At 73.3% G+C, this 25,566-nt stretch carries 26 protein-coding genes and 1 pseudogene; 11 read left to right on the top strand and 16 right to left on the bottom strand.

The features are described 5' to 3' along the window. Window positions 1-6: 6 nt before the first annotated feature. The 5 genes from AB0O40_RS01800 to AB0O40_RS01780 all read right to left on the bottom strand — a co-directional run bounded on the left by AB0O40_RS01800 (window position 7) and on the right by AB0O40_RS01780 (window position 4,730). The gene (locus tag AB0O40_RS01800; protein WP_365034545.1) at window positions 7-1,296 is read right to left on the bottom strand and encodes an aldolase; all 1,290 of its coding nucleotides are present in this window, start codon (window positions 1,294-1,296) and stop codon (window positions 7-9) included. 180 nt (window positions 1,297-1,476) lie between these two features. Further along, the gene (locus tag AB0O40_RS01795) at window positions 1,477-2,439 is read right to left on the bottom strand and encodes an electron transfer flavoprotein subunit alpha/FixB family protein (RefSeq protein WP_365034543.1); all 963 of its coding nucleotides are present in this window, start codon (window positions 2,437-2,439) and stop codon (window positions 1,477-1,479) included. 56 nt (window positions 2,440-2,495) lie between these two features. After that, entirely contained in the window at window positions 2,496-3,281 is a 786-nt protein-coding gene (locus tag AB0O40_RS01790) for an electron transfer flavoprotein subunit beta/FixA family protein (RefSeq protein ID WP_365034541.1), read from the bottom strand. Window positions 3,282-3,506: 225 nt separating this feature from the next. Beyond that, the gene (locus tag AB0O40_RS01785) at window positions 3,507-4,028 is read right to left on the bottom strand and encodes a flavin reductase family protein (RefSeq protein WP_365034539.1); all 522 of its coding nucleotides are present in this window, start codon (window positions 4,026-4,028) and stop codon (window positions 3,507-3,509) included. Window positions 4,029-4,328: 300 nt separating this feature from the next. Beyond that, window positions 4,329-4,730, bottom strand: a complete 402-nt coding sequence (locus AB0O40_RS01780) for a thioredoxin family protein (protein WP_365034537.1) — start codon at window positions 4,728-4,730, stop codon at window positions 4,329-4,331. Between the two features lie 293 nt (window positions 4,731-5,023). Between AB0O40_RS01780 and AB0O40_RS01775 the strand changes: the two genes are divergently transcribed. Continuing rightward, a complete protein-coding gene (locus AB0O40_RS01775; RefSeq protein ID WP_365034535.1) occupies window positions 5,024-5,746 on the top strand; it encodes a lysophospholipid acyltransferase family protein in 723 nt (240 codons plus the stop codon). 30 nt (window positions 5,747-5,776) lie between these two features. Here the strand turns inward: AB0O40_RS01775 and AB0O40_RS01770 are convergent, their stop codons facing one another. Then, a complete protein-coding gene (locus AB0O40_RS01770; RefSeq protein WP_365034614.1) occupies window positions 5,777-6,292 on the bottom strand; it encodes a CGNR zinc finger domain-containing protein in 516 nt (171 codons plus the stop codon). A gap of 221 nt (window positions 6,293-6,513) precedes the next feature. On the opposite strand from AB0O40_RS01770, the gene AB0O40_RS01765 reads away from it, so the two are divergent. Beyond that, window positions 6,514-7,758: an MFS transporter gene (locus AB0O40_RS01765; RefSeq protein WP_365034533.1), complete on the top strand. Its 1,245-nt coding sequence runs from the start codon at window positions 6,514-6,516 to the stop codon at window positions 7,756-7,758. Between the two features lie 49 nt (window positions 7,759-7,807). Continuing rightward, the gene (locus AB0O40_RS01760; protein WP_365034531.1) at window positions 7,808-8,281 is read left to right on the top strand and encodes a hypothetical protein; all 474 of its coding nucleotides are present in this window, start codon (window positions 7,808-7,810) and stop codon (window positions 8,279-8,281) included. An 83-nt stretch (window positions 8,282-8,364) separates the two neighbouring features. Here AB0O40_RS01760 and AB0O40_RS01755 read toward each other — a convergent pair whose 3' ends face one another. Then, a complete protein-coding gene (locus tag AB0O40_RS01755) occupies window positions 8,365-9,180 on the bottom strand; it encodes an endonuclease (RefSeq protein ID WP_365034529.1) in 816 nt (271 codons plus the stop codon). A 240-nt stretch (window positions 9,181-9,420) separates the two neighbouring features. On the opposite strand from AB0O40_RS01755, the gene AB0O40_RS01750 reads away from it, so the two are divergent. After that, window positions 9,421-9,951, top strand: coding sequence for a TerD family protein (locus tag AB0O40_RS01750; protein ID WP_365034527.1), 531 nt, complete (start codon window positions 9,421-9,423; stop codon window positions 9,949-9,951). A gap of 151 nt (window positions 9,952-10,102) precedes the next feature. On the opposite strand, the gene AB0O40_RS01745 is transcribed toward AB0O40_RS01750, so the two are convergent. Then, window positions 10,103-10,732, bottom strand: a complete 630-nt coding sequence (locus AB0O40_RS01745) for a TetR/AcrR family transcriptional regulator (protein ID WP_365034525.1) — start codon at window positions 10,730-10,732, stop codon at window positions 10,103-10,105. A gap of 281 nt (window positions 10,733-11,013) precedes the next feature. On the opposite strand from AB0O40_RS01745, the pseudogene AB0O40_RS01740 reads away from it, so the two are divergent. Beyond that, a pseudogene (locus AB0O40_RS01740) lies at window positions 11,014-11,820 on the top strand (DMT family transporter); the annotation flags it as partial. Window positions 11,821-11,835: 15 nt separating this feature from the next. Here AB0O40_RS01740 and AB0O40_RS01735 read toward each other — a convergent pair. The 6 genes from AB0O40_RS01735 to AB0O40_RS01710 all read right to left on the bottom strand — a co-directional run bounded on the left by AB0O40_RS01735 (window position 11,836) and on the right by AB0O40_RS01710 (window position 18,045). After that, on the bottom strand, window positions 11,836-12,435 hold the full coding sequence (locus tag AB0O40_RS01735) for a transglutaminase family protein (RefSeq protein WP_365034612.1): 600 nt from the start codon (window positions 12,433-12,435) through the stop codon (window positions 11,836-11,838). Window positions 12,436-12,562: 127 nt separating this feature from the next. Beyond that, window positions 12,563-13,624: a low specificity L-threonine aldolase gene (locus AB0O40_RS01730; protein WP_365034523.1), complete on the bottom strand. Its 1,062-nt coding sequence runs from the start codon at window positions 13,622-13,624 to the stop codon at window positions 12,563-12,565. Continuing rightward, window positions 13,621-14,373 (bottom strand): SDR family oxidoreductase, encoded by a 753-nt coding sequence (locus AB0O40_RS01725; protein ID WP_365034610.1) that lies wholly within the window; start codon window positions 14,371-14,373, stop codon window positions 13,621-13,623. Before AB0O40_RS01725 ends, AB0O40_RS01730 begins: the two co-directional genes overlap by 4 nt. A 44-nt stretch (window positions 14,374-14,417) precedes the next feature. Next, window positions 14,418-15,815 (bottom strand): DUF6421 family protein, encoded by a 1,398-nt coding sequence (locus AB0O40_RS01720; RefSeq protein ID WP_365034521.1) that lies wholly within the window; start codon window positions 15,813-15,815, stop codon window positions 14,418-14,420. A gap of 81 nt (window positions 15,816-15,896) precedes the next feature. Continuing rightward, window positions 15,897-16,883 (bottom strand): alpha/beta hydrolase, encoded by a 987-nt coding sequence (locus AB0O40_RS01715; protein WP_365034519.1) that lies wholly within the window; start codon window positions 16,881-16,883, stop codon window positions 15,897-15,899. 40 nt (window positions 16,884-16,923) lie between these two features. Then, on the bottom strand, window positions 16,924-18,045 hold the full coding sequence (locus AB0O40_RS01710) for an LLM class flavin-dependent oxidoreductase (RefSeq protein ID WP_365034517.1): 1,122 nt from the start codon (window positions 18,043-18,045) through the stop codon (window positions 16,924-16,926). A 52-nt stretch (window positions 18,046-18,097) separates the two neighbouring features. On the opposite strand from AB0O40_RS01710, the gene AB0O40_RS01705 reads away from it, so the two are divergent. After that, on the top strand, window positions 18,098-18,751 hold the full coding sequence (locus tag AB0O40_RS01705) for a PadR family transcriptional regulator (RefSeq protein WP_365034515.1): 654 nt from the start codon (window positions 18,098-18,100) through the stop codon (window positions 18,749-18,751). Between the two features lie 180 nt (window positions 18,752-18,931). After that, window positions 18,932-19,615 (top strand): glycerophosphodiester phosphodiesterase family protein, encoded by a 684-nt coding sequence (locus AB0O40_RS01700; protein ID WP_365034513.1) that lies wholly within the window; start codon window positions 18,932-18,934, stop codon window positions 19,613-19,615. A gap of 33 nt (window positions 19,616-19,648) precedes the next feature. On the opposite strand, the gene AB0O40_RS01695 is transcribed toward AB0O40_RS01700, so the two are convergent. Next, window positions 19,649-20,206: a GNAT family N-acetyltransferase gene (locus AB0O40_RS01695; protein WP_365034511.1), complete on the bottom strand. Its 558-nt coding sequence runs from the start codon at window positions 20,204-20,206 to the stop codon at window positions 19,649-19,651. Window positions 20,207-20,382: 176 nt separating this feature from the next. Here AB0O40_RS01695 and AB0O40_RS01690 point away from each other — a divergent pair, with 176 nt between their 5' ends. The 4 genes from AB0O40_RS01690 to AB0O40_RS01675 all read left to right on the top strand — a co-directional run bounded on the left by AB0O40_RS01690 (window position 20,383) and on the right by AB0O40_RS01675 (window position 23,975). After that, window positions 20,383-21,069, top strand: a complete 687-nt coding sequence (locus AB0O40_RS01690) for a DUF5134 domain-containing protein (RefSeq protein ID WP_365034509.1) — start codon at window positions 20,383-20,385, stop codon at window positions 21,067-21,069. 208 nt (window positions 21,070-21,277) lie between these two features. Further along, on the top strand, window positions 21,278-22,213 hold the full coding sequence (locus tag AB0O40_RS01685) for a M56 family metallopeptidase (RefSeq protein ID WP_365034507.1): 936 nt from the start codon (window positions 21,278-21,280) through the stop codon (window positions 22,211-22,213). Between the two features lie 104 nt (window positions 22,214-22,317). Next, window positions 22,318-23,184, top strand: a complete 867-nt coding sequence (locus AB0O40_RS01680; protein WP_365034505.1) for a nuclease — start codon at window positions 22,318-22,320, stop codon at window positions 23,182-23,184. Window positions 23,185-23,354: 170 nt separating this feature from the next. Continuing rightward, the gene (locus AB0O40_RS01675) at window positions 23,355-23,975 is read left to right on the top strand and encodes a helix-turn-helix domain-containing protein (protein WP_365034503.1); all 621 of its coding nucleotides are present in this window, start codon (window positions 23,355-23,357) and stop codon (window positions 23,973-23,975) included. Here AB0O40_RS01675 and AB0O40_RS01670 read toward each other — a convergent pair. Continuing rightward, complete coding sequence (locus AB0O40_RS01670) at window positions 23,969-25,450, bottom strand: hypothetical protein (protein WP_365034501.1); 1,482 nt, start codon at window positions 25,448-25,450, stop codon at window positions 23,969-23,971. The two genes, AB0O40_RS01675 and AB0O40_RS01670, sit on opposite strands and share 7 nt — an antisense overlap. Window positions 25,451-25,566: the final 116 nt, after the last annotated feature.

Genomic DNA, 25,566 nt, shown 5'->3' with positions numbered 1-25,566 from the left:
CGGGGACTACTTCAGGGTCGCCGAGCGGCGCGGGATGGCGAAGGCGTCCAGCTCGGCGCGGGAGAGGCCGGTGCGGGCGGTGACCTCGTCGGCGCCGACCGCGCCGCAGTCCAGGCCGCGGACCAGGTAGCCGGCGAGCGCCTTGGCCGTGGCCGGCTCGTCCATGACGTCGCCCTCGATCTTGGCGACGTACGCCTTGAGGCGGGCGGCCGCGGCGTCCAGGCCCTCGCGGTAGAAGGAGAAGACGGCCGCGTAGCGGGTCGGCAGGTGGCCGGGGTGCATGTCCCAGCCCTGGTAGTAGGCGCGGGCCAGGGCGCGCCGGGTGAGGCCGTAGTGCAGCTTCCAGGCCTCGTGGACGTGCTCGGTGGAGCCGATCGGCAGCACGTTGGTGGAGCCGTCCGAGACGCGGACGCCGGTGCCGGCCGCGGCGACCTGCATGATCGCCTTGGCGTGGTCGGCGGCCGGGTGGTCGCTGGACTGGTAGGCGGCGGAGACGCCGACGCAGGCGCTGTAGTCGAAGGTGCCGTAGTGCAGGCCGGTGGCCCGGCCCTTGGCGGCGTCGATCATGCGCGCGACGGTGGCGGTGCCGTCCGAGGCGACGATGGACTGGCTGGTCTCGATCTGGATCTCGAAGCCGATCCGGCCCGGCCGCAGGCCGCGGGCGGTCTCGAAGGCCTCCAGCAGCTCGACGAAGGCGCTGACCTGCTCGGCGTAGGTCACCTTGGGGAGGGTGAGCACCAGGCCCTCGGGCAGGCCGCCGTGCTCCAGCAGGCCGGAGAGGAAGACGTCGGTGGTGCGGATGCCGCGGTCGCGGACGTTGGACTCCATGCACTTCATGCGGATGCCCATGTACGGCGCGTTGGTGCCGTTGGCGTAGGCCTCCGAGATCAGGCGGGCGGCGCGGGCCGCGGCCTGGTCCTCCTCCTCGTCGGAGCGGACGCCGAAGCCGTCCTCGAAGTCGACGCGCAGGTCCTCGATGGGCTCGTTCTGCAGCTTGGCGCGGACCCGCTCGTAGACCGGGCCGGCCAGTTCGTCGGAGATGCCGAGGACGCGGGCGAAGGTCTCCGCGTCGGGGGCGTGCTCGTCGAGCGCGGCGAGGGCCTGGTCGCCCCAGCTGCGGATGGTGTCCGGGGCGAAGACGTCGCCGGGTACGTACACGGTGTGGATCGGCTGGCGGGTGCCGGGGTCGCCGGGGTAGCGGCGCGCGAGCTCCGCGTCCACCGGCGCGAGCGAGGCGCTGACGCGCTCGCTGACGGCGCCTGCGAGGCTCGTTGCCACCTTTTCCTGCTGACCCATCCTGCACTCTCCTCTTTCCGCTACACGGAAGCATTGATCCGCATAGCAGAATTTAGTCAGGGGTTCTCCGTCAGTCAATCCTTCTCGGATGTTCACCGAAACGGCCCGGGGCCGCGCGGTGGGATTCACCGCGCGGCCCCGGGCCGCAAGCGTCTGCGCAGGTCAGACCGATCGCAGGGATCAGCCCTTGCGGGCGTTGATCTCCTCGGTCAGCTGCGGGACGACCGCGAAGAGGTCGCCGACCACGCCGTAGTCGACCAGGTCGAAGATCGGGGCCTCGGAGTCCTTGTTGATGGCCACGATGGTCTTCGAGGTCTGCATGCCGGCGCGGTGCTGGATGGCACCGGAGATGCCGGACGCGATGTAGAGCTGCGGCGAGACGGACTTGCCGGTCTGGCCGACCTGGTTGGAGTGCGGGTACCAGCCGGCGTCGACGGCGGCGCGGGAAGCGCCGACGGCGGCACCGAGCGAGTCGGCCAGCGCCTCGATCACCGAGAAGTTCTCGGCGCCGTTGACGCCGCGGCCGCCGGAGACCACGATCGCGGCCTCGGTCAGCTCCGGGCGGCCGGTGGACTCGCGCGGGGTGCGCGAGGTGACCTTGGTGCCGGTGGCCAGCGCCGAGAAGGAGACCGACAGCGCCTCGACGGTGCCGGCGGCCGGAGCGGCCTCGACCGGGGCCGAGTTCGGCTTCACAGTGATGACCGGGGTGCCCTTGGAGACACGGGACTTGGTGGTGAAGGAGGCGGCGAACGCGGACTGCGTCGCGACCGGACCCTCGTCACCGGCCTCCAGGTCCACGGCGTCGGTAATGATGCCGGAGCCGATGCGCACGGCCAGGCGGGCGGCGATCTCCTTGCCCTCGGCGGAGGAGGGGACCAGCACGGCGGCCGGGGAGACGGCGTCGTACGCGGCCTGGAGCGCGTCGACCTTCGGGACGACCAGGTAGTCGCGGAACTCCGGGGCGTCGGCGGTCAGGACCTTGACCGCGCCGTGCTCGGCGAGCGTGGCGGCGGTGGCCTCGGCGCCGGCACCGAGGGCGACGGCGACGGGCTCGCCGACGCGGCGGGCCAGCGTCAGCAGCTCGAGGGTGGGCTTGCGGACGGCACCGTCGACGTGGTCGACGTAGACGAGAACTTCAGCCATGGGACTGCTCTCCTGCGATTGCGAAGTATGAGGGGGCGGTTGAGGTGACCGAAGCCTTAGATGAACTTCTGGCCGGCCAGGAACTCGGCCAGCTGCTTGCCGCCCTCGCCCTCGTCCTTGACGATCGTGCCGGCGGTGCGGGCCGGACGCTGCGCGGCCGAGTCCACCGCGGTCCAGGCGCCCTCGAGGCCGACCTCGTCCGCCTCGATCTCCAGGTCCGACAGGTCCCAGGACTCCACCGGCTTCTTCTTCGCGGCCATGATGCCCTTGAAGGAGGGGTAGCGGGCCTCGCCCGACTGGTCCGTCACGGAGACCAGCGCCGGCAGGGACGCCTCGAGCTGCTCGCTCGCGGAGTCGCCGTCGCGGCGGCCGGTGACGGTGCCGTCCTCGACCTTGACCTCGGACAGCAGGGTGACCTGCGGGACGCCCAGGCGCTCGGCCAGGATCGCCGGGAGGACGCCCATGGTGCCGTCGGTGGAGGCCATGCCGGCGATGACCAGGTCGTAGCCGGCCTTCTCGATCGCCTTGGCGAGCACCAGCGAGGTGCCCATGACGTCGGTGCCGTGCAGGTCGTCGTCCTCGACGTGGATGGCCTTGTCGGCACCCATCGAGAGCGCCTTGCGCAGCGCGTCCTTGGCGTCCTCGGGGCCGACGGTCAGGACCGTCACCTCGGCGTCGTCCGCCTCCTCCGAGATCTGCAGCGCCTGCTCGACGGCGTACTCGTCGAGCTCCGACAGCAGGCCGTCGACGTCGTCGCGGTCGACGGTCAGGTCATCGGCGAAGTGCCGGTCGCCGGTGGCGTCGGGCACGTACTTCACACAGACAACGATCCTCAAGCTCACGCCGGCTCTCCTACTGCATCGTCTTTTTCCGGTGCTGCCTTCTGCAGGCAGCATAGGCGCCTTACTGGGCGGATCCCGGTCGGGGCGGGCCGCGCTCCGAACGAAATGTTACTCGTCAGTACACCGTGGCTTCCATCAGGAATCAAGCTCGCCCGGATGTGACCTTGCCAACGCCGGCCGGAGTCCCGCAAGAGCCCGGGAAAAGCCCTTCCCAGCAGGCACTATTCAGTCGCGCAACGCGTTGAAGCGACCCTCGTGGTAGAGCAGCGGGCGCCCCGCCCCCGCGGGATCGCCCGCGGGGTCCCCGGCGACCACTTCGGCGAGCACGATCCGGTGCGCCCCGGCCGGGACGCGGGCCACCACCTTGCACACCAGCCAGGCCAGCACGCCGTCGAGCAGCGGGACGCCCTCGGGGCCGGTCCGCCAGCGGGTGGCCGGTCCGAACCGGTCGGCGCCGCTGCGGGCGAAGAGGCCCGCCAGCTCGCCCTGGTGCTCGCCGAGTATGTGGACCCCCAGGTACTCGGTCTCGGCGAGCACCGGCCAGCTGGAGGAGCCGGTGCCGACGGAGAACGAGAGCATCGGGGGCTCGGCGGCCACCGAGCTGACGGAGGTGGCGGTGAAGCCGACCGGGTGCTCGCCGCGGGCCGCGGTGATCACGGCGACCCCGGCGGCGTGCCGGCGGAAGACCGAGCGCAGGAGTTCGGGGGAGCCGGGCCGGGCGGTGGCGAGGGCGGACGGAGCGGTCATCGGAGTGTCCTTCTGAGGGAGGCGGTCGGGGTCGGGAGTCTTCACCGGCCCGGACAGCGCGCGCTCGCGTAGCGGACGAGGTCTATGTGCGTTCGTCCGACGAGAAGGATTCTGGTCCGCATGGCCGAAGCCTGTCGATCGTTGGCAGGTGCAGTCAAGCGGCTCCGGGCAGATGCGAGCGGAGTCACGGCGCGCACCGCCGGAGCGCACCGTGCGATCGTACGTACGGACGAACGCCGGGCGCCGCCGGACGGCCGGTCAGGACGCCCCGGGGGCGGGCCGGTTCGCCGGCGCGGGGTCTCACAGGACCGCGCCCAGGGCCCCGATGACATCGGCCTTGCGGGGCATCCCGGCGGCCCGGCGGACCACCGCGCCGCCGGCGTCGAGCACCAGCACGGTCGGGGTCTTCTCGATGCCCAGGGCCCGGACCAGGGCCAGCCGCTCCTCCGCGTCGATCTCGACATGGGCGACCCCGGGCACCAGGGCTGCGACCTCGGCGAGGATCCGCCGGGTGGCGCGGCAGGGCTGGCAGAAGGCCGTGGAGAACTGCACGAGCGTGGCCCGCTCGCCGGGCGGGACGCCGAGTTCGGCCTCGCCGAGGCGGACCGCACCCGGCGCCGCTCCGGAGGGGGTCCGCGAAGGTGATCCGGAAGGCGTCCCGGCGGGTCCGCCCACCGGGGTCCCGCCCTGCTGCTGGTCCACTGCCGCTCCGTTCCGGTCCGAGTCCGCCCACGGGCCGCCTCCGGCCCCGCTCCGGTACGCCGCGACGGATCCGCGTGCCGCGCTGCGCGCGTCGCCGCGTACCGTCTGAGCAGCGCGTCCGCCGCTCCGGGCATTCCCCGGAGTGATGAGGATCTCCCCGGCCCGGGTCACCTGGACTGGTCACCGGGGCTCACTTCGGGCACGATCCCTGATGCCGGTAACCTACGCTGGCGTAACTTAGCCGGGAGAACCTCTCCAGACCTCCCCGGGCAGAAAAGAGGAGTCTCCCCGCCATGGCAGATCTGGTCTACCCGCCGGTGATCGGTGCGGCCCACACGTTGTTCCGGGCCCTGGACATCCGCATCGACATGAAGGGCACCGAGAACATCCCCCGCAAGGGCGGTGCGGTGCTGGTCTCGAACCACATCGGGTACCTGGACTTCATCTTCACCGGGCTCACCGCGCGCCCGCAGAAGCGCCTGGTGCGCTTCATGGCGAAGGACTCGGTCTTCCGGCACAAGGTCTCCGGACCCCTGATGCGCGCGATGAAGCACATCCCGGTGGACCGCCAGCAGGGCGAGACGGCCTACCAGGAGGCGCTGGCGGCGCTGCGGGCGGGCGAGATCATCGGGGTGTTCCCCGAGGCGACCATCTCGCAGTCCTTCACCCTCAAGAGCTTCAAGTCCGGCGCGGCGCGGATGGCCCAGGAGGCCGGCGTCCCGATGATCCCGATGGCGCTGTGGGGCACCCAGCGGCTGTGGACCAAGGGCCGGCCCAAGGACCTCAGGCGCAGCCACATCCCGGTGACGATGCGGGTGGGCGAGCCGATGGAGTGCCCGACCGACCAGTACGCGGGGGCGCTGACCCGACGGCTGCGCGAGCGGGTGCAGGACCTGCTGGACGCGGCGCAGCAGGCCTACCCGGCCAAGCCGAAGGGCGCCGAGGACTCCTGGTGGCTGCCGGCCCACCTGGGCGGCACCGCGCCGACCCCGGCCGAGGTCCGCGACCAGGGCTGACCGCCCGGCCGAACCGATTCTCCCCGCGGCTCACCGCCCGGCGCGCAGGCGCCGGCGGTGGGCCGCGACCCGTTCCCGGGACGCGCAGGCCGTCGAGCAGTAGCGCCGGGCGCTGCCCGGGCCGGTGCCGAGGAAGTACGCCCCGCAGCCCGTGGCGGCGCAGGTGCCCCAGGTGACCCGGCCGTACTCGGTGAGGATCCCGGCCAGCGCCAGGGCGCCGGAGGCCAGGAACCACTCGCCCCAGCCGGCGTCCTCGCCCCGGTCGACGTGCAGGTGCCAGGCGTGGCCCTGGTGCCGGGTCAGCCGCGGGCGGGCGCCGCACTCCTCGAAGAGCGCGTTCAGCGCCGCCGCGGCGCGGTCCGCGTCCGGTTCGGCGAGCAGGGCGCCCATCCGCGCGGCGGCGGCGCGCAGTTCGGCCGCGTCGGCCGCCGAGAAGGCCGCCTCGGTGAGGTCGGCCGGGTGTTCGCCGTGCCGGGCGAGCAGGGCCGCCAGCGCCTCGCGCGGGGCGTCGGGCCGCCGCCGCACCTCGTCGGCGAGGTCGACCAGCCGCTGCGCGGCGGCGAAGCCCGCCGTCCCGGCCCGGCCCCCGCGCGGCCGCGCGGTCCCCGCGTCGTCCCGTCCACCGCTCCCGTCGCGCTCGTCGACATCGTTTCCGGCATTCGCGTCGCGCTCGTTCACATCTGCTTCCTCCGCCCGGGGTCCGCTCACCCCGCCGAGTGTAATGTCTTGTACTCATAAGCCGTTACGTGTGGCAGGGGGAGGCCGGAATGCGGGGGTCGGCGGGGTTCGGCAGGTATCTGGCGACGGCCGTGGGGGCGCGGTTCGCCGGGGAGGGGGTGGGGTTGGCGCTGGTGCTGCTGGCCGTGCAGCGCACCGGGGAGGCGGCGCTGGGGGCGTTCGTCCTGACGGCCTGGACGGCTCCGCACGCGCTGGCCGCCCCGGCGGCGGGCACGCTGGCCGCCCGCACCCGGCGGCCGCGGGTGTTCTACGCGGGCGCGCTGGCCGGGTTCGGCACGGCCGTGGCGGCGCTGGCCCTGCTGGTGGGCCGGGCGCCGGTGGCGGTGGTGGTCCCGGTGGCGCTGGCCGGCGGCTGCTGCGGTCCGGTGGTGACCGGCGGGCTGTCCAGCCTGGTGGCGCGGCTGGTCCCGGAGGGCCCGGCCCGCGACCGGGCGTACGCCTGGGACGCGGTCACCTACAACGCCGCCTCGGTCTCGGCGCCCGGTGCCGTGGGGCTGCTGGCCTCGCTGGGCTGGGGCGGGGCGGCGATGGGCGTCCTGGCCGGCTCGGCGGCGCTGGCGGCGGTCGGCGCCGGCTTCCTCCCGTACGGCCGGCCCGGGGCGGCGGGCACACCGGCCGCGGCTCCCGCCCGGGCGGGCGTGTCGACGGGGCTGACGGCGCTGTGGCGGGTCCCGGAGCTACGGGCGATCACCACGGCCACCACCGTCGGTTTCCTGGGCATCGGGGCACTGACCACCACCGCCGTGCTGCTCGCCGGGCACCTGGGCGGGACCGGCTCCGGTGGCGTGCTGATGACCGCCTTCGCACTGGGCGCGCTGGCCGGTGCACTGGGGCTGACCCGGCTGGCCCGGCCGGCCGGGACGCTGGCCGAGGCCGCACTGCTGGGCACCGGCCTGGCGCTGGCCGCGGCGGTGTGGGCGCCGTCGCTGCCGGTGGCGGCGGGGCTGTTCGCGGTGGCCGGCGTGTGCGAGGGCCCGTTGCTGACGGCCACCTTGCGGATCCGCGCCGACCACGCCCCGGCGGGGGCGCGGGAGCAGGTGTTCACCCTGGGGGCCGGGCTGAAGATGACCGCGGGCGCGGCCGGCGCCGCCACCGCCGGCCTGGCCGCCGCACTGCCGCCGGGCCTCCTGCTCGGCGGGATCGCCGCCCTCCAGTTGACGGGCGCGGCCCTGCACCGGCTGCTGCGCCCGGAGCCCGCCCCGCAGCCCGCGGGGCCCCCGGCCCCGACGGCCGCCCCGACCGCCCTGACCAGCCCGCCCGACGGCTCGAAGTGATCGACTACATTGGCGCGATCCGTCGCACAGGACTGGAAGGACGACCACCATGGCCAGCGTCTCCGCCGGGTACCGGCACGTCAGGAAGCTCCTCGTACCGGGCCCGCCGCTGACCGTCCCGGGGGCCCGGCTCAAGTGGTACGACCTGCACCGCGAGGAGCACCCGATACCCGCCGGGGAGGTGCGGGCGGCCCGGGAGTTCGTCGGGGCGCAGGCGGCCGGGCTGGGCTTCGAGGACGAGCTGGGCTTCGTGATCCTGCACCGCGTCGGGGACGCGTACCTGCTCCTGGTGAGCACGTGGCGGGGCGACAACGAATGCTGGAAGACGGTCTACTTCAAGGACTCCGGCCGCTACGCCCCGCTGCCCCACGGGGAGCCCCACATCGCGACGTTCTGCGTGTGGGAGCTGGGCGCCGTCCGGCACGAGCAGGAGGCCTGGATCCGCTTCCTGGAGTCCGCCCGGACCGAGGCCGACGCCCTGGCCTACCTGGCGGACCTGCCGCCGTCGGCCCGGCTCATCTAGGGGCGCGGCAGCGGCTTCCCGTACACCGCAACGCCGGCCGTCCCGCGGGGGACGGCCGGCGCATCGTTCCTGCACGAGTTGGGCTACCAGATCTGGTTGACCCACTCCGGGTGGTCGATGAACGGGTTCCGGTTGTGCTGGTAGGTGTCGTAGATCACCTGGTTGCGGCGCTGCTCGAAGGCGTCCGGCGGGTCCTGGAGGTTCCACTGCTTGAGCAGGCTCAGCTTGCCGATGTACGGCGCGCTGCCGTTGCCGACGCGGTCGTTGGGCTCGAGGTTGGCCCAGCCGTCGTCACCCTCGTAGCGGACGGCCATGTACAGGATCATCCGGGCCACGTCGCCCTTGACCGCGTTCCGCGGCTCGAAGGAGTCGGCGTCGGAGTAGCTGCCGGGGGCCTGCGCGACCGGGCTGCCGCCCATGTCGAAGTCCTTGTCCCCGCGGGTGCTGTTGACCGTGACGTCCTCGGGACGCAGGTGGTGCAGGTCGGTGCCCGGGCCGGTGGCGGTACCGAAGTCGCCGTGGCTCTTGGCCCAGACGTGCTCGCGGTTCCAGTCGTCGACACCGCCGCCGTTGGAGCTCTTGGGGTACGAGCGGCCCGAGTAGACGAGGATCACGTTGTTCGGGTTCGCCGGGTCCTGGTCGGTGACCTTCAGCGCTTCCCAGAGGGCGGAGTAGCTGATCTTCGACTGGTTCTTGATGATGGCGTGCAGCGCGGACTTCAGCGCGGCGCCCGTCTTCCCATCGGCGGAGGCGTAGTACGCGTCGACGGACGTGTAGGCGGTGGTCGCGGCGGCGGGGTGGGGGGCCGCCGAGGTGCGCGCCTGCGCGGTGGCCGGAACCAGCAGCAGCGCGACGGCCGCGAGGGCCACGCCCCAGGCCGGTCTGCGGGATATCTTCATGTGTGGGGGACACCTTCTTCTGCATGCACCGTCCCCGTCAGTGCAGTTGACGGGGTGTCTGGTGACCTGAAGACAGTGTCATTGTCATGCGCCTATCAGGTAACGCTCGAGTGACGATCGAGGGGAACTTTTGAGACTCCCGTGCCGGATAACACCTGCTCAGGCCCCGTCGGTCGACGGCACGTGGCAGCATGGACCGGGTCGGAAACGGTCAAAGCGGCCAGGTGCAAGGGGAGTTCGGTGAGCGGAATACGCAAGGGGCTGGCCAAGGTGGAGATCGCGCTGCGCTGGGACCCCAGCCCGGCCGGGTCTCCCCCGCACGACCTGGACCTGGTCGCCGGGGCCTACCCCGCGGCGGACCCGTACGGCGAACCCGCCTATCTGGTGCACTTCGGCAGCCGCTCCCCCGACGGCACCATCACCCTGAACCGCGACAGCCAGACCGGGCAGGGCCTGGGCTACGACGAGGTGATGACCCTCGAACTGGACCGGCTGTCAGACGCGTTGGGCCGGGTCGTGGTGGGCGTGGTGATCCAGGACACCGCCGGAGCGGTGACCTTCGGCCAGGTCGCGGCGGCCGGGCTGCGCATCCGCTCGGGATACACGGACCTGGTGGAGGGCGGCTTCACTGCCGTGGCGGAGGCGACCGCGGCGGTGGTCGCGGAGTTCGTCCGGGGCCCCTCGGGCGACTGGTCGCTGGACGCCGAGCCGGCCGGGTTCACCGTGGCGCCCGCGGAGTTCACCCGGCTGATGGGTGCGGCCCGCGGCTGAGCCCGCCCGCACCCCCTGCCGTACGAACCGAGCGGCGGTCGCTCTCCGATGAGAACGTCCGCCGCTCGGTCCGCAGGCTGCGCTGCCACCGTCCCCACGAGGCAGCGCGAGCGGGTCGCCGTCCGGTCATCGTCGACGGCGGCCCGCGGTCTCAGGTGCCCGGCGGCGCGGGGGCCGGGGGCGTGATGCCCAGCGCGGGCAGCAGAGCCGCGTCCACGAAGCGGACCAGGTACTCCTCGTCCGCGAACCGCCCCTCCAGCACGGGCCGGATCCGCAGTACGCCCATCAGCTGCGCGGGCAGGAAGTCCACCGCGGGGTGGCCGGGCGACAGCTCGCCGCGCGCCACCGCGCGGGACACGATGGCGTCGAAGGCGGTCAGCTCGGGCTCGATCAGCGCCTCGCGCAGGGCGTCCCGCAGCTCCGGGTCGTCGAGGACGGCATGGCCCAGGGCCTGGGTCAGCCGGGTGTCGTTGCCCGAGTTGCGGGCCGCGATCCGGGCCGCCTCCCGCAGGTCCTCCACCAGGCTGCCGGTGTCCACCCGCGCCAGGGTCTGCTCGCTGCGGCCGGCCCGCAGGGCCGCGGCGACCAGCTGGGGCTTGGTCTTCCACTGCCGGTAGAGCGTCGACTTGCCGCACCGCGCCCGCGCCGCCACGCCCTCCATGGTCAGCGCCTCGTACCCGTGCTCGCGCAGCTGGTCCAGGACCGCGGCGTAGAACTCCCGCTCGCGCTCCGGGCTGATCTTGGAGCGGCGCGCGGCGGTGGTCTCCGGCGTCGGGGTCATCGGGGGCGGATCTCCTCGCGGGGGTGCGGGGTGGACGAGGGCCGTGCCGGGCCGCGGGCGGGCCCCTGGGGACCCTCGAGCGGCCGGTACGGCGAGTGTACGGCTACGAAAGCGTATCGGAACACCACCGTATCGGTACATCCGCGTATCGATACGCGGCTGTATCGATACACTGGCGTGCCGCTGGAATCACCGGGCGGCACCCGTACGAAAGAAGCGAGACCCGGGATGACCTCCCCCACCGCACCGGGCGCTCGTGCCGCCCGCACCGGGGCCGCACGATGAACGCCACCCTGCTCGCCGTGCTGCTCTGCCTGGCCTCGGCCGTCACCTACGCGACCGCGGCCGTGGCCCAGGAGCGGCTGGCCCGCCGGGCCACCGCCCGCACCGCCGGCGCCCTCTTCGGCCAGGGCGCCTGGTGGTGGGCGGCGGGGCTGAACGCCGCCGCCGCACTGCTGCACGCCGCGGCCCTGCGCTACGGCCCGCTGACCCTGGTGCAGCCGCTGGGCGCACTGACCCTGGTGGCGGCCGTGCCGCTGGGCGCCCGCGGCGCCGGCCGCCGGGTGGTGCCGGCCGAGTGGCGCGGCACCCTGGCGACCGTGGCCGGCCTCGGCCTGCTGCTGCTCCCGGCCTCGGGCCCGGCACCGGACGACACCCTGACCCTGCCCGAGGCGCTGGCCGTCTCCGGGGCGACCGCGGCCGTGATCATGGTGCTCACCGCGCGCAAGGACCCCAAGTCGGGACTGCGCCACGCCACCGCCTCGGGGCTGGCCTCCGCGGTGGCCTCGGCGCTGACCCAGACCGTCGCGGTGGCGGGCGGCCGGGGTGGGTCGCTGCTGAGCCTGCGGGTGGTCGCGGTGGCCGCGCTGGTGGTGCTCTTCGCGGTGGGCGGACTGCTGCTCTCGCAGCGCGCCTACCGGGGCGGGCTCGGCGCCCCGCTGGCCGTGGTCAACCTCGCCAACCCGCTGGCCGCCGCGGCCATCGGCATGATCCTGCTCGGCGAGCGCCTGCAGGGCGGCGCGCTGGGCGTCCTGCTGGCCGTGACCGGCGCACTGGCGGCCACCCGCGGGGTGCTGCTGCTCACCCGGACCGCCCCGGCGGCCCTAGAGGGCGCTGGGCAGGGTGCGCCAGAGCTCGGCCCGATCGGCGGCGGCCGTGAGGGCGTCGAGGACGGGCGCGGGCAGGGCCGCGTACAGACCGGGGTGGTCGACCTCGCCCAGTTCCGGCCGTACCGGGAAGGCCAGCCGCTCCCGGTCGAGGTCGAAGCGGGCGTCCACGCCGGGCTTGTTGCCCCGGGGGTCCAGCCGGGACCAGCGGTCGCGGCCGGGCAGGCGTACCGCGACCAGGCCGTGCAGGACCAGGCCGCTGCCGTCGTCCTCGCCCAGGAGCTGGTAGCACAGGGCCGTGGGGACGGCGCGGTGCCGCAGCAGCGCGGCCAGCGCCACGGCCTTGGCGTAGCAGATGCCGTTGCGGGTGGCGAGGACGTCGGAGGCCCGCCAGGCGACCCGCGGGTCCCCGGAGTCCGCGGAGTGCGGGACGGTGTCGCGCACGAACTCAAAAGCTGCCTTCGCGTATGAGTATGCGTCGCCGCTCTGTTCCCACAGGGCGGCGGCCGTCTCGCGTACGACCGGATGGCCGTGGTCGATGGCCGCGTCCGCCTCGAGATAGGCGGCGAGGTCCGGCTTCAACTGGATCAGTTCCATGATCGGAAGCATAAATATGCCCACCAGCGTGAATCAATAGATTTACGGTGGTGGGCATATTTATTCAGAGACGCCCATGACGGGATCCCCTCAGGAGGCGACCCGGACGGGGGTCGGACGGCCGCGGCTAGCGGGCCATCTCCTCCTTGAGCGCCTGGAGGAAGCCGTCGACGTCCTCCTCCGTGGTGTCGTACCCGCACATCCAGCGGACATGGCCGGCCGACTCGTCCCAGAAGTAGAAGCGGTAGCGCTCCTGCAGGCGACGGGAGACCTCGTGCGGCAGCTGGGCGAAGACCGCGTTGGCCTGCACGGCGTACAGGATCTCCACGCCGTCGACCTGCCGCACGCCGTCGGCCAGCCGCTGCGCCATCGCGTTGGCGTGCCGGGCGTTGCGCAGCCACAGGTCCTTGGCCAGCAGCGCCTCGAGCTGCACGGACACGAACCGCATCTTCGACGCGAGCTGCATCGACATCTTGCGGATGTGCTTCATCTGCCGGACCGAGTCCGGGTTGACCACGACCACGGCCTCGCCGAAGAGCATGCCGTTCTTCGTGCCGCCGTAGGACAGCACGTCGACGCCCACCGCGTTGGTGAAGGTGCGCATCGGCACGTCGAGGGAGGCCGCGGCGTTGGCTATCCGCGCACCGTCGAGGTGGACCTTCATGCCGAGCCCGTGCGCGTGCTCGCAGATGGCCCGGATCTCCTCCGGGGTGTAGACCGTGCCCAGCTCGGTGTTCTGGGTGATCGACACGACCTGCGGCATCGCCCGGTGCTCGTCCTCGAAGCCCCAGGCCTCCTGGTCGATCAGCTCGGGGGTGAGCTTGCCGTCCGGAGTGGGCACGGCGAGCAGCTTGAGACCGGCCATGCGCTCCGGCGCGCCGCCCTCGTCCACGTTGATGTGGGCGGACTTGGCGCAGATCACCGCGCCCCAGCGGTCCGTCATCGCCTGGAGGGCGGTGACGTTGGCGCCGGTGCCGTTGAAGACCGGGAAGGCCTCGGCGTAGGGGCCGAAATGGCTGCGGATGATCTTCTGGAGGTGCTCGGTGTACTGGTCCTCGCCGTAGGCGACCTGGTGGCCGCCGTTGGCGAGGGCTATCGCCTCGAGGATCTCCGGGTGTACTCCCGCGTAGTTGTCACTGGCGAATCCGCGCACCGCCGGGTCGTGGTGGCGGCGGGCATCGGTCCTCACGGTTGCGGGGTGAGCCACAGACGCTGTCCGTTCACTTCAGGGGCGGGCCGCTCCCAGACGCCGGCGATGGCCTCGGCCAGCTCCGTGACGTCGGTGAAGCCCGCGAACTTCGCATTGGGACGCTCGGCGCGCATCGCGTCGTGCACCAGTGCCTTGATCACCAGGATCGCAGCCGCGGCGGTCGGGCCGTCCTCGCCCCCCGCCTTGCGGAAGGAGTCGGCCATCGCCAGGGTCCACGCCTCGGCCGCCGCCTTGCCGGCGTTGTACGCGGCGTTGTTGGCGACCGGCTTGTGCGCGCCGGACTGGCTGATCAGCACGTACCGGCCCTTGTCGCTGCGCAGCAGTCCGTCGTGGAAGGCGAGCGAGGTGTGCTGGACCGTGCGGATCAGCAGCTTCTCCAGGAGCTCCCAGTCGGCGAGGTCCACGTCGGTGAAGGTCTTGCTGCCGCGCCAGCCGCCGACCAGGTGCACCAGGCCGTCGAGCCGGCCGAACTCCTTCTCGGTGCGGTCGGCCCAGGCCTTGGTGGCCTCCAGGTCGAGCAGGTCGACCGTGTCGCCGGTGACCGTGGCGCCGCCGTGGGCGTACCGCGCCGCGTCGACGGACTCGGCCAGCCGGGCCGGGTCGGCGTCGGAGGCGACGACGGTGGCGCCCGCCTCGGCGAGCCGCAGCAGTGCGGCCCGTCCGGCGGGGCCGCCGGCCCCGGCCACCGCGATGACCGCTCCGCTCAGCGGCCCGTTCCCGTTGCCCATGATCTCCCCGTTCGGGTTCGTGACGTGCTCGGAAGCGGAACCGCTCACGCGGCGACCCGCTCGGCGTTCTCCGCGGTGATGCCCTTGGTCGCGGCGATCACGCCCTTGAGCTTCTTGGCAAGTGCCTCGAAGAACATGCTGAGCGGAAACTCGTCCGGAAGCACGTCGTCCACGAGCTTGCGCGGCGGCTGCGTCAGGTCCAGGGCGTCGGGGCCCTTGGCCCACTTGGAGCCCGGGTGCGGCGCCAGGTACTCGGAGACCAGGTCGTACGCCTTGAACCAGTGCACCAGCTTCGGGCGGTCGATGCCGTCGCGGTACAGCTTCTCGATCTCGCCGCAGAGCTGGTTGGTGATCTGCGGGGCCCGCTGCCAGTCGATCTTGAGCTTGTTGTCGGTCCAGCGGATCACGTCGTGCTTGTGCAGGTACGCGAAGAGCAGCTGGCCGCCGAGACCGTCGTAGTTGCGGTTGCGGTCGCCGGTGAGCGGGAAGCGGAACATGCGGTCGAAGAGGACGGCGTACTGCACGTCACGACCGTGGGCGTTGCCCTCGGCCTCGAGCTTCACGGCCTCCTTGAAGGCGGTGAGGTCGCAGCGCAGCTCCTCCAGGCCGTACATCCAGAACGGCTGGCGCTGCTTGATCATGAAGGGGTCGAACGGCAGGTCGCCGTGGCTGTGGGTGCGGTCGTGGACCATGTCCCACAGGACGAACGCCTTCTCGCAGCGGTCCTGGTCGCCGATCATGTCGCGGATGTCCTCGGGCAGCTCCAGGCCCAGGGTCTCCACGGCCGCCTCGGTGACCTTGCGGAAGCGGGCCGCCTCGCGGTCGCAGAAGATGCCGCCCCAGGTGAAGCGCTCGGGGGCCTCGCGCACGGCGATCGTCTCCGGGAAGAGCACCGCGGAGTTGGTGTCGTAGCCCGCGGTGAAGTCCTGGAAGGTGATGCCCAGGAAGAGCGGGTTGTCGTACCGGGTGCGCTCCAGCTCGGCCAGCCACTCGGGCCACACCATCTTGAGCGCGACGGCTTCCAGGTTGCGGTCCGGGTTGCCGTTCTGCGTGTACATCGGGAAGACGACGAGGTGCTGCAGGCCGTCGGCGCGCTCGGCGGCCGGGTGGAAGGCGAGCAGCGAGTCCAGGAAGTCCGGCACGCGGTAGCCGTCGGCCGCCCACTTGCGCAGGTCGGTGACGAGGGCCTGGTGGTACGCGGTGGCGTGCGGCAGGAGCGGCGAAAGCTCCTCGACCGCGCCGATCACGCGCTCCAGGGTGGCCTCGACGGTGGCGCGCTCAGGGGCGCCCTCCGCCTCGAAGTCGATGGAGCCGTCCTTGGACTGCCAAGGGCGCAGCTCCTCCACGGCGGCCTTGAGCACGGGCCATGCGGGGTGATCCACCACCCGCATACCGGCGGTTATCGCGCCACCGCCCACACCCTGCACAAGAGTTTCCGTCATGTCACTTCCTCCACAGGAGAACCTCACGTAAAGACAGCGTATGCATGTGGGGCTCTCCTGCTCAAGAGGGCGATCAACAAATTATCCTGCGCCACCCCCAGATCCACCGGAATTCTTCCCGCGCACCACCGTCGCGGCGACGGCTTCGCCGATCCTCGCCATGGCCGCGTCAGCCTCGTCGAGGAGTCCGGTGAGGGCGAGGAAGCCGTGGAACATCCCCGGGTACGCGTCGTGGTCCGCCGGGGTGCCGGCGGCCCGCAACGCCCTTGCGTACGCCGCCCCGTCGTCGGCCAGCGGGTCGCAGCCGGCGGTCACCACCCGGGCCGGCGGCAGCCCCCGCAGGTCGGCCCGGAGCGGCGAGGCGAGCGGGTGCCCGCCGTCCCCGCCGGGGCCGAGGTACTGCTCCCAGAACCAGCCCAGGTGGGCGGCGGTCAGGAAGCCGTCCCGGGCGTGGACGTGATGGGAGTCACCCTCCCGGGCGGCGTCCAGCGCCGGATAGACCAGCACCTGGAGGGCGACCCGGGGGCCGCCCCGCTCCCGGGCCAGCAGCAGCGCGGCGGCGGCCAGGTTGCCGCCCGCGCTGTCCCCGGCGACCACCAGGGCGTCCGGATCGCCGCCGAGCTCCGCGATCCGCTCCCCCGCCCACCGCAGCACCGCGTGGACGTCGTGGACGGCCGCGGGGAAGGGGTCCTCCGGGGCCCGCCGGTACTCCACCGAGACCAGCACCGCGCCGGCGGCCCGGCACAGCTCGCGCGCGGTGGTGTCGTACGCGTCCACGTCGCACAGCACCCAGCCGCCGCCGTGGCAGAAGACGACGGTGGGCCGGGGGCCGGGCGGCCCGGCCGGCCGGTAGACCCGCACCCGGACCGGGCCGGCCCCCGGCGGCCCGGGGACCAGCCGGTCGGCCGCCCCGGCGACCTCGGGCGGCCGGCGCGGCGAGGCCGGGGCGGCGGCCAGGATCCGGCGCGCCTCGGCGGCGTCGGTGACCCGCCCGCCGAGGTCGGGGAAGACCGCGCCCATCGCGTCGGCGAGGGCCCGGACGTGCGGGGCGAGCGGGTCGGGGGTCATGAGGACACCTCCAGGAGGCTGCGACGCGCGGGGGCGGGGCTCATGCGGTGCGGAAGTGCGGGATGACCTTCTCGCCCCACTGCCGCAGCGTCTCCAGGCAGGCCTCCTGCGGCACCGTACCCATCTGGATCAGGCACATCACCTCGTCGGCGCCGGCCTCGCGCAGCCGCTCGACGTAGGCGATGGCGTCGTCGGCGCTGCCGTAGGCGTGCTCGGCGTGGAAGGTGGCGGTCGCGTTGGGCCGGACGGGTATGTCCTGCTCGTGCAGGCGGGCCACCACCTGCTCCGCGGCCCGCCGCATCTCGGCCGCCTCGTCCCCGCCCGCCACCACCGCCTCGTCGGGCACGCCCGCTCCGCCGTACCAGTGCCCGATGGACTGGGCGAAGAAGCGCTGCCCGCGGACGCCGATGCGGCGGGCCTCGGCCGGGTCGTCCAGCACGATGGTCGGGCAGAGCACGGAGAAGTGGTCGTTGACCACGGTGGAGACGAAGCGGCTGCCGTCGCGGGCGGCGATCGCCCGGTCGTAGTCGGCGCGCAGCCCGGCCACCGCCTCGGGGCCGGCGAAGCCCATCACCAGCGCTCCGATGCCCAGCTCGGCCGCCTGCACCAGGGTCTGGGACCGGCTGCAGGCGAGGAACAGCGGCGGGTGGGGCCACTGGGCCGGCCGCGGCAGGATCGGGTGCGGGGCGATGTCCAGCAGCTCGCCGTGGTGCTCCAGCTCGTCCTCCTGCCAGGCCCGGCCGATGATCCGCAGGGCCTCCTCCACCTCCTGGGTGGTGCGCTCCCGGTCCACCCCGCACAGCGAGGTCTCCTGCTCGGTACCGCCGCGGCCGGCGCCGAGGTCCACCCGCCCGCCGGAGAGCAGGTCGAGCATGGCGGCCCGCTCGGCCACCCGCACGGGGTGGTTGAACCGGAACGGCATGCACACCACGCCGTGGCCGATCCGGATGGTGCTGGTCCGCGCGGCCACCCAGGTCAGGAAGATCTCCGGAGCCGACATGTGGGCGTACCACTTCAGCGAGTGGTGCTCCACCGCCCAGATCCGGTCGAAGCCCATCTGCTCGGCGAGGACGGCCTGTTCGACGCAGTCGCGGATCACCTGGTGCTCACGCTCCACGGTGGGGTCGGCGAGCTGCGCCTCGAAGATGACGGAAAATTTCACGGTGCCCTCCAGGGGGTTGCGTCCCGTGCCCGGCCTTACTTCAATTCGCCATATGACTAGTAGTCAGATCCGAAAGAAGCAAGAGGCGCGGGCCCGGGAACTGCCCGCCACCGCCTGGGCCGTGCTCGGCCTGCTCTCGTTCCCGGGCGAACGCACCGGCTACGAGCTGAAGAAGTGGGCGGACGCCTCGCTGCGCTTCTTCTACTGGTCACCGGCGATCAGCCAGATCTACGCTGAACTGCGCCGCCTGGAGGGGCTGGGATACGCCGACTCCCGCCGCTCGGGCCCGGAGGAGGTGCGCACCAAGCGCCGGTACGCCATCACGGACGCGGGCCGGGCCGCCCTCGCGGACTGGGCCTCGGACACGGCGGAGGCCGGCCCACCGGTCCTCAAGCACGGCGTCCTGCTGCGCGTCTGGCTCGGCCACCTCGCCGATCCGGCCCGGCTGCGCGCCGTGGTCGCCGACCACATCGCCCGCACCCGCGAGGAGCTGGCCGAGGTCCGCGAAGCCCGCACCCGGGCCGCGGACACGCCCGCCTGGACCTACCCCGAACTCGCCCTCCGCTGGAGCGAGCGCCACCACGAGGCCGAACTGACCCTCGCCGAAGCCCTCCTCGCCGACCTGGACGAGCTCGCGGACGGCCCGCCGCCGGCCGGCGGCGGCGCCCCGCGTCAAGGCACGGGGGACGCGCCCACGGGTGGGTGACGTGGCGGGTGGGGCGGGAGGGGTTCGGGGGGTCAGGGGCCAGGCGGGAACTGGGCGGGGAGGCCGCAACGGTGCGTGCGCGGACGGTCTCAATCCGCTGACCGCCCACTACGCTGCCTGCTTACCGCGCGGCGGTCAGGGCCCCGCGCGGGAGCCGCCGTCGACGGAAGCGAGAGAACCTTGACTTTCCTCACCATCGGTCACCGCGGGGTCATGGGAGTCGAACCCGAGAACACCCTTCGGTCGTTCGTCCGCGCCGAGCGCTCCGGCATGGACGTGATCGCGCTGGACCTCCGCCTGAGCAAGGACGGCGCGCTCGTCGTCCTGCACGACGCCGAGGTCGACCGCACCACCGACGGCTCCGGTGCCGTCGCCGAGCTGACCCTCGCCGAGCTGCGCGAGCTCGACGCCGGTCAGGGCGAGCGGATCCCGGTGTTCGAGGAGGTGCTGGACGCCGTGCGGACCCCGCTCCAGACCGAGGTCCAGGACCCGGCCGTGGCCCGGGCGCTGGCGGAGGTGCTGCTGCGCCGGGACCTGACCGGCCGGGTCGTGGTCTCCTCCGCGCACGACGCCGTACTCGCCGAGGTGGCCCGGCTGGTGCCGGGCGTACGCACCGCGCTGACCGCCGCCCGGTACGACGAGCAGGTCGTGGCCCGGGCCCTGGCGGCCGGGGCGGACACGCTCGCCCTGGACATCCGGCGGCTCACGCTGGAGACCGTCGAGGCGGCGCACGAGGCCGGGCTGCGGGTGACGGGCTGGGTGGTCGACACCCTGGACCGGCTGCGGCTGGCCCGGGCGCTCCAGCTGGACGGCGCCGCCACCGGCTACCCGGAGATCCGCCGGACCGGCCGCTTCACCGCCTGAGCCGGTCCGGGCCCCGGCCGCCCCGCCGGGCGCTCAGGCTCCGGCGAGCTCCTTGACGAGGAGTTCGAACTCGAGGTCCGGGCGCTTGGGCAGGCCGAAGCGCTCGTCCCCGTAGGGGAAGGGGCTGGTCTTCCCGGTACGCCGGTAACCGCGGCGCTCGTACCAGGCGATCAGCTCCTCGCGGGCCGAGATCACGGTCATGTGCATCTCGCGCGCGCCCCACTGCGCCCGCACCCGGCGCTCGGCCTCGGCGATGATGACCTTGCCCAGGCCCGCGCCCTGGAGCTCGGGACGGACCGCGAACATGCCGAAGTAGGCGTGCTCACCGCGGTGTTCCAGCTGGCAGCAGGCCACGATCCGGCCGTCCCGCTCGACCACCAGGAGGGTGCTGCCGGGCGCCTCGACCACCGCCCGCACGCCCTCGGGGTCGGTGCGCTGGCCGTCCAGGATGTCGGCCTCGGTGGTCCATCCGACCCGGCTCGCGTCGCCCCGGTACGCCGACTCCACGAGGGCCACCAGCTCCGGCACGTCGGTGACTTCCGCAGCCCGGAAGGTCGGGTCGGCCTCGGTGCGGGTGCCGCTGTGGTCCATGGGTCGTGCTCCGTTCGCGTGGCTGTGCCGGGGTGTGCCGAGGGTAACCCGGCCCCCCTCAACCACGCGTAAGGACCCCGGTGCCCCCGGGCGCCCCGCTGCGCTCGCGTGCGCCCCCCGCCCGGCGGGCATGTTCCCGTACGGCGGCGTCGGCCGCCGACCGGGGAGGTGGCGCGGTGCACGGTACGGCGACGCCCGGCTGGCTGCTGGTGGCGGTCTGCGCGCTGAGCGGCGCGTCCTGCCTGCTGCGGCTGCGGGCGGGGTCCGGGCAGGAGCGGGCCGGGGCGGGCGGCGAGGCCCTGATGGCCTTCGGCATGGCCGCCATGGCCCTGCCGCCGGCCGCCGGCTCCGACCCGTGGATGTGGCTGCTGGGGGCGGTGTTCGCGGCAGCGACGGCCGGGGCGCTGTGGCAGCTCTTCTCCGCGCGGGGGCGGTGGGGCTCGGGGGGCGGGCACCATCTGCACCATCTGGTGGGGTCGGGGGCGATGGTCTACATGACGGTCTCGATGGCGGGTGGGGCCGGTGGGGTGGGCGGGGCCGGGGGTGGCCACCACCATTCCGCCGCGGCGGGGGCGGGAGGGGTGCCGCTCCTGACGGGGGTGCTGCTCCTCTACTACACGGTGTACGTGCTGTGGGGCGGGGCGCGGCTCGTCCCGGCGGCCGGGTCTCCGGGGCCGGCGGGCCCCGCCGCCCCGGTGCACGCCGGCCTCGCCCCGGCCCCCGCCGCGGTGCGCGCCGGCCTGGCCCCGGCCGGCGGCCCGGTTCTCGCGCGGGTCGTCGGGTCGGCGGGGCGGGCCGAGGTGGCGGAGGCGTGCCGGTTGGCGATGGGGATCGGGATGGTGGCGATGCTGCTGGGGGTGTGACGGGTGGCCGCTGCGCGGAGCAGTTCCCCTACCCGCCCCTCCCCGAAACCGTGGGCTCCGCCCCCGGACCCCCGCGCCTCAAACTCCCCCAGCTACCGCTGGGAGGTGCCCCCGGCGAGGCTGGATTTGCCCGGCCCCCGACGTGGCCTCCATCACTCCCCCACCCGTCCCATACCCGCAGGTAGCGTCGCGCTCATAGGGTGGCGGCATGATGGTCCCGGCCGTACTTCTGCTGCTCGGCGTGCTGACCGCTCTTCTTGCTCCCCGGCTGCTGGGTCGGGCGGACTGGACCGAGCGGGAACCGGTGGTCGCGCTGTGGGTGTGGCAGTGTGCCGTGGCCGCGGTGCTGCTCTGTTTCGCGCTGTCGATGGTGCTCAGCGCCTCGGCGGCCTGGCTGGTGGTGCGCGGGCGGGTGTTCGGCTCGGCGCCGCACGCCGTCGTGGACGCGTACACGCAGGGCGCCGGGAGCCCGGTGGCGGCCGGTACCGCGCTGCTGCTGGCGATGGGCGGGCTGTGGACCGGGGCGAAGCTGGCCGCGGAGGTGCTGCGGACCCGGTCCCGGCGCCGCCGCGAGCGGGCCGAGCTGCACCAGCGGGCACCCCTGCTGCCCGGCGAGGACCCGGGCGCCGAGCGCCTGGTGGTGCTGGAGGGGCCGCGCCCCGACGCCTGGTGGCTGCCGGGCCCGGCCGCGCAGCTGGTGGTCACCACGGCCGCGCTCAGCCGGTTGAAGGGCCGCCAGCTGGACGCCGTACTCGCCCACGAGCAGGGGCACGCCGTCGCCCGGCACGACTGGCTGCTGCACTGCGCGGAAGCCCTCGCCGGCGGGTTCCCGCAGGTGCCGGTCTTCGCGGCGTTCCGCGCCGAGATGCACCGGCTGGTGGAGCTGGCCGCGGACGACGCGGCCTCCAAGCGGTACGGGCGGCTGACCATCGCCCTGGCGCTGATCGAACTCAACGAGCACACCGGCGTGTTCGGGCCCTGCCCCAGCACCCACGCGCACGTCCCGCAGCGGGTGCGCCGGCTGCTCACCGCCAAGCCCCGGCTGACCCCCCTGCGCCGGCTGCGGCTGACCGCGGCCGCCGCGCTGGTACCGGCCGTCCCGCTGCTGGTCGCCTTCGCCCCGGGGCTCACCGCTCTGAGCTGAACCTCCCGCGTTCGACCGCGTGTTGGCCGAAATCCCGGCGCCACCCCTGGCCGGTCCGCGCCGGGTCCGCGATCCTGGAGGGGACCGTCGACGGGGAGGCCGCCATGCCGATGCTCGTGATCGAGGGAAGCTACCGGGTGCTGGGCGCCCGCCCGGACGGCGACTCCGTCCGCTTCACCCCGGCCGATCCGGCCCACTGGGACCTGGTACCGGGCCCGCACGCGGTGCGCCGGAACAAAAGCGGCTCGGCCCAGCTGCGGCTGGACGGCATCGACACCCTGGAGACCCACTACACCCCGGCGCACGGCAGCGAGCTGCACCAGCCGGCGCCGTACGCCGAGCAGGCCGCGGCCGAGCTGACCGGCCGGCTGGGCTTCACCTCGGTGCTGCGCGACGCCTCCGGCACGGTCACCGGCTCGGAACCCGCGCAGGTGCCCGGGTACGTGCTGACCCGCGGGGCGGACGTCAACGGCCGCTGCGTGGCGATCGCGGGCCGGGGGCCGGCGCCCGCGCCGAGCGGCGCGCAGGTGCACGTGGACGCCGAGCTGGTGCGCCAGAGCGTGAACCACCACCAGCTCGCGCAGGGGCTCGCCTATCCGACGTACTACAGCAAGCTGTACCCGGAGCTGCGGGAGGCGATGACCGCGGCCGTGGTGCGGGCGCGGTCCGCCGGCTGGGGCCTGTGGCCCGTGGACGCGACCCTGAGCGGGGCCAAGACCGACGGGCTCGGGTCGCTGACGGAGAGCGTGGTGCTGCTGCCCAAGCTCTTCCGGCGGCTGGCCGACTACCTGACCCTGGGAGCGGGCGATCCCTCGCTCGCGGGCTTCCGGGCCTTCCTGGACCAGCGGGACGACCGGGTGCTGGTGCTCTCCCGGGGCCAGTACACGGGCCTGTCGACGGTGGTCGAGGTGACGGGGCGGACGGTACGGCTCACCACCCCGCCCGAGGACCTGGTCTTCGAGGAGCGCTGACGCCGCAGGCGGCGGCCGGGCGGCACGGGGCCGGTACTGGGACGATCCCCCGCGTCGCCCCAGTACCGGCACGCCGGCCTGACCTCCACCGGACTCCGGACTGCCGGAACCGCCCCATGGAGGTCTGCGCTGAGTATATTGGCTGGGAGCCAGTCAACGCAGGAGTAAGCATGGTCCCGCGCAGCCCATCGGTCAATGAAGAGTTGCGCAGGCGTTCCCGGGAACGGCTGCTGCAAGCCACGGTCGATCTGGTGTCCGAGCACGGCTACGAGGCGACCACCCTCGGGGACATCGCGGACCGGGCCGGTACCGCCCGGGGCCTGGTCTCGTACTACTTCCCGGGCAAGCGCCAGCTGCTCCAGTCGGCGGTGCACCGCCTGATGCACATGACGCTGTCGGCGGGGCTGGAGCGCGAGCCGCACACCGAGGACGGGCGGGAGCTGCTGGCCCGGGCGATCGACGCGATCCTGGGCCTGGCGGTGGAGCAGCGGCTGCTGATGCGGACCCACATGGCGGGCATCCTGTCGGCCGACGGCTTCGTCCAGTGTCCCGAGCAGCAGCGGCTCGCGGAGCTGCTGCGGGGGGCGGTGGTCTCGTACGGCTCGCCCGTGCCCGACCGGGACTACCCGCTGCTGCGGGCGCTCCTGATGGGCGCGGTGTTCTCGGTGGTGCTGCCGGGGGCGCCGATGCCGATGGCCCAGCTGCGCGCCGAGTTGTTCCACCGCTACGGCCTGGACTGGGAGATGGGGGTGCCGCCGGACGGGGAGCCGCCCGGCGACGCTCCTCAGTAGCGGTAGTCCGGCTGGCTCTGGACGTTGAGCCGGTCCAGCCGGACGTCCTCGGCCGGGTCGGTGCGCGGGTCGCGGATCGACAGCACGTCGAGGCCCTTGACGATGTCGTTCGAGTAGATGTGTCCGTTGTAGTAGTACGCGGACCAGGAGCCGCCGACGCTGAGGGCGGTGGTGGACAGCGGCCCGCGCTCGAAGTAGCCGATCTCGTGCGGCCGGGTGGAGTCGGTGAAGTCCCAGACCGAGACGCCGCCCTGGTACCAGGCCTGGACCATGATGTCCCGGCCGGGCACCGGGATCAGCGAGCCGTTGTGGGCCACGCAGTTCTCCGTGTCGGCCTGCGGGCGGGGCATCTTGTAGTAGCTGCGGAAGACGAGCCTGCGCTGGTCGCCCCGGCCGGTGATGTCGTAGATGCCGTCCGCGCCGCGGGTGGCGCCGGTGGCCGCGTTGCAGGTGGCTCCGCCGCCCCCGCCGAGCTCGTCGGTGAAGACGACCTTGTCGGCGCGCTCGTTGAAGGTGGCGGAGTGCCAGAACGAGAAGTTGACGTTGTCCTGGACCCGGTCGAGGACCTTGGGCTGCTCGGGCTTGCTGATGTCGAAGAGGATGCCGTCACCCATGCAGGCACCGGCCGCGAGCTTCTTCGAGGGCAGCACGGTGATGTCGTGGCAGCCGGTGGTCTTGGTGACCCCGGGGTTGGTGGGCGCGCCCGGGTTGCCGCCGTCCGGGAAGAGCACCGGGAAGCCGACCACCTTGGCTTGTTCGGGTGCCTGCTTGGGCACCTTGACGACGGAGATCCCGTCGTGCGGCGGCCGGCAGTCCGGGAAGGCCTCGCTGGGCGAGTACGAGGAGACGTAGAGGTAGACGGAGCTGCCGCTGGGCACCAGGGTGTGGGTGTGGGAGCCGCAGGCGGTCTCGACGGCGGCGACGTACTTCGGGTTGGCCTTGTCGCGGATGTCGAAGATCTTGATGCCCTCCCAGGACGACTTCTCGGTCGCGGGCTGGGAGACGCTGTTGCAGGAGTTGTCGCTGCGCGAGGAGTCGGTGGACAGGAAGAGCAGGTTCCCCCAGACCGAGACGTCGTTCTGGCTGCCGGGGCAGAGCACCTGGCTGACCACCCGCGGCGCGGCCGGCCGCCTGATGTCGTAGACGACGAAGCCGTCGTAGTTGCCCGCGTAGGCGTAGCCGTCCTGGAAGGCGAGGTCGGTGTCGAAACCGGTCAGGGCGTCCTTGGGCAGGTTGGCCAGGTGCTCGACGTTGTCGCTGTGGACGATCTCGTCCTGGCCGGGGATCTCGCCGGCGGCGATGGCCGCCTTCACCGACTGCGCGGTCCGCGCGGAGACGCCCCGGTCGGGGGTGCCTCCCGGGTCCGGGGTGGCGGCCGCGGGGACGGCCGCCAGGAGGGCGGCCAGGAGTCCGGCCGCCGCCGCGGCCGCTCCTAATCGCCTGCGCCGCACGGGGGTGGTGTGCAACGGGGTCACTGCTTCCTCCCTGGAATCAGCTGATGCACGGTGGGCACGGAACATGGACCCCGGCAGTATGTTCCCTATCATGCACATGGCAACAGATGGCACCTGACGACGCCGACTCCCCCTGG

Origin of the sequence: Streptomyces sp. NPDC089919 (assembly GCF_040684615.1) — a bacterium.
Lineage (GTDB): Bacteria > Actinomycetota > Actinomycetes > Streptomycetales > Streptomycetaceae > Streptomyces.
Note: the sequence above shows the minus strand (reverse complement) of the source record. Positions and strands in the feature narration are given on the sequence as shown.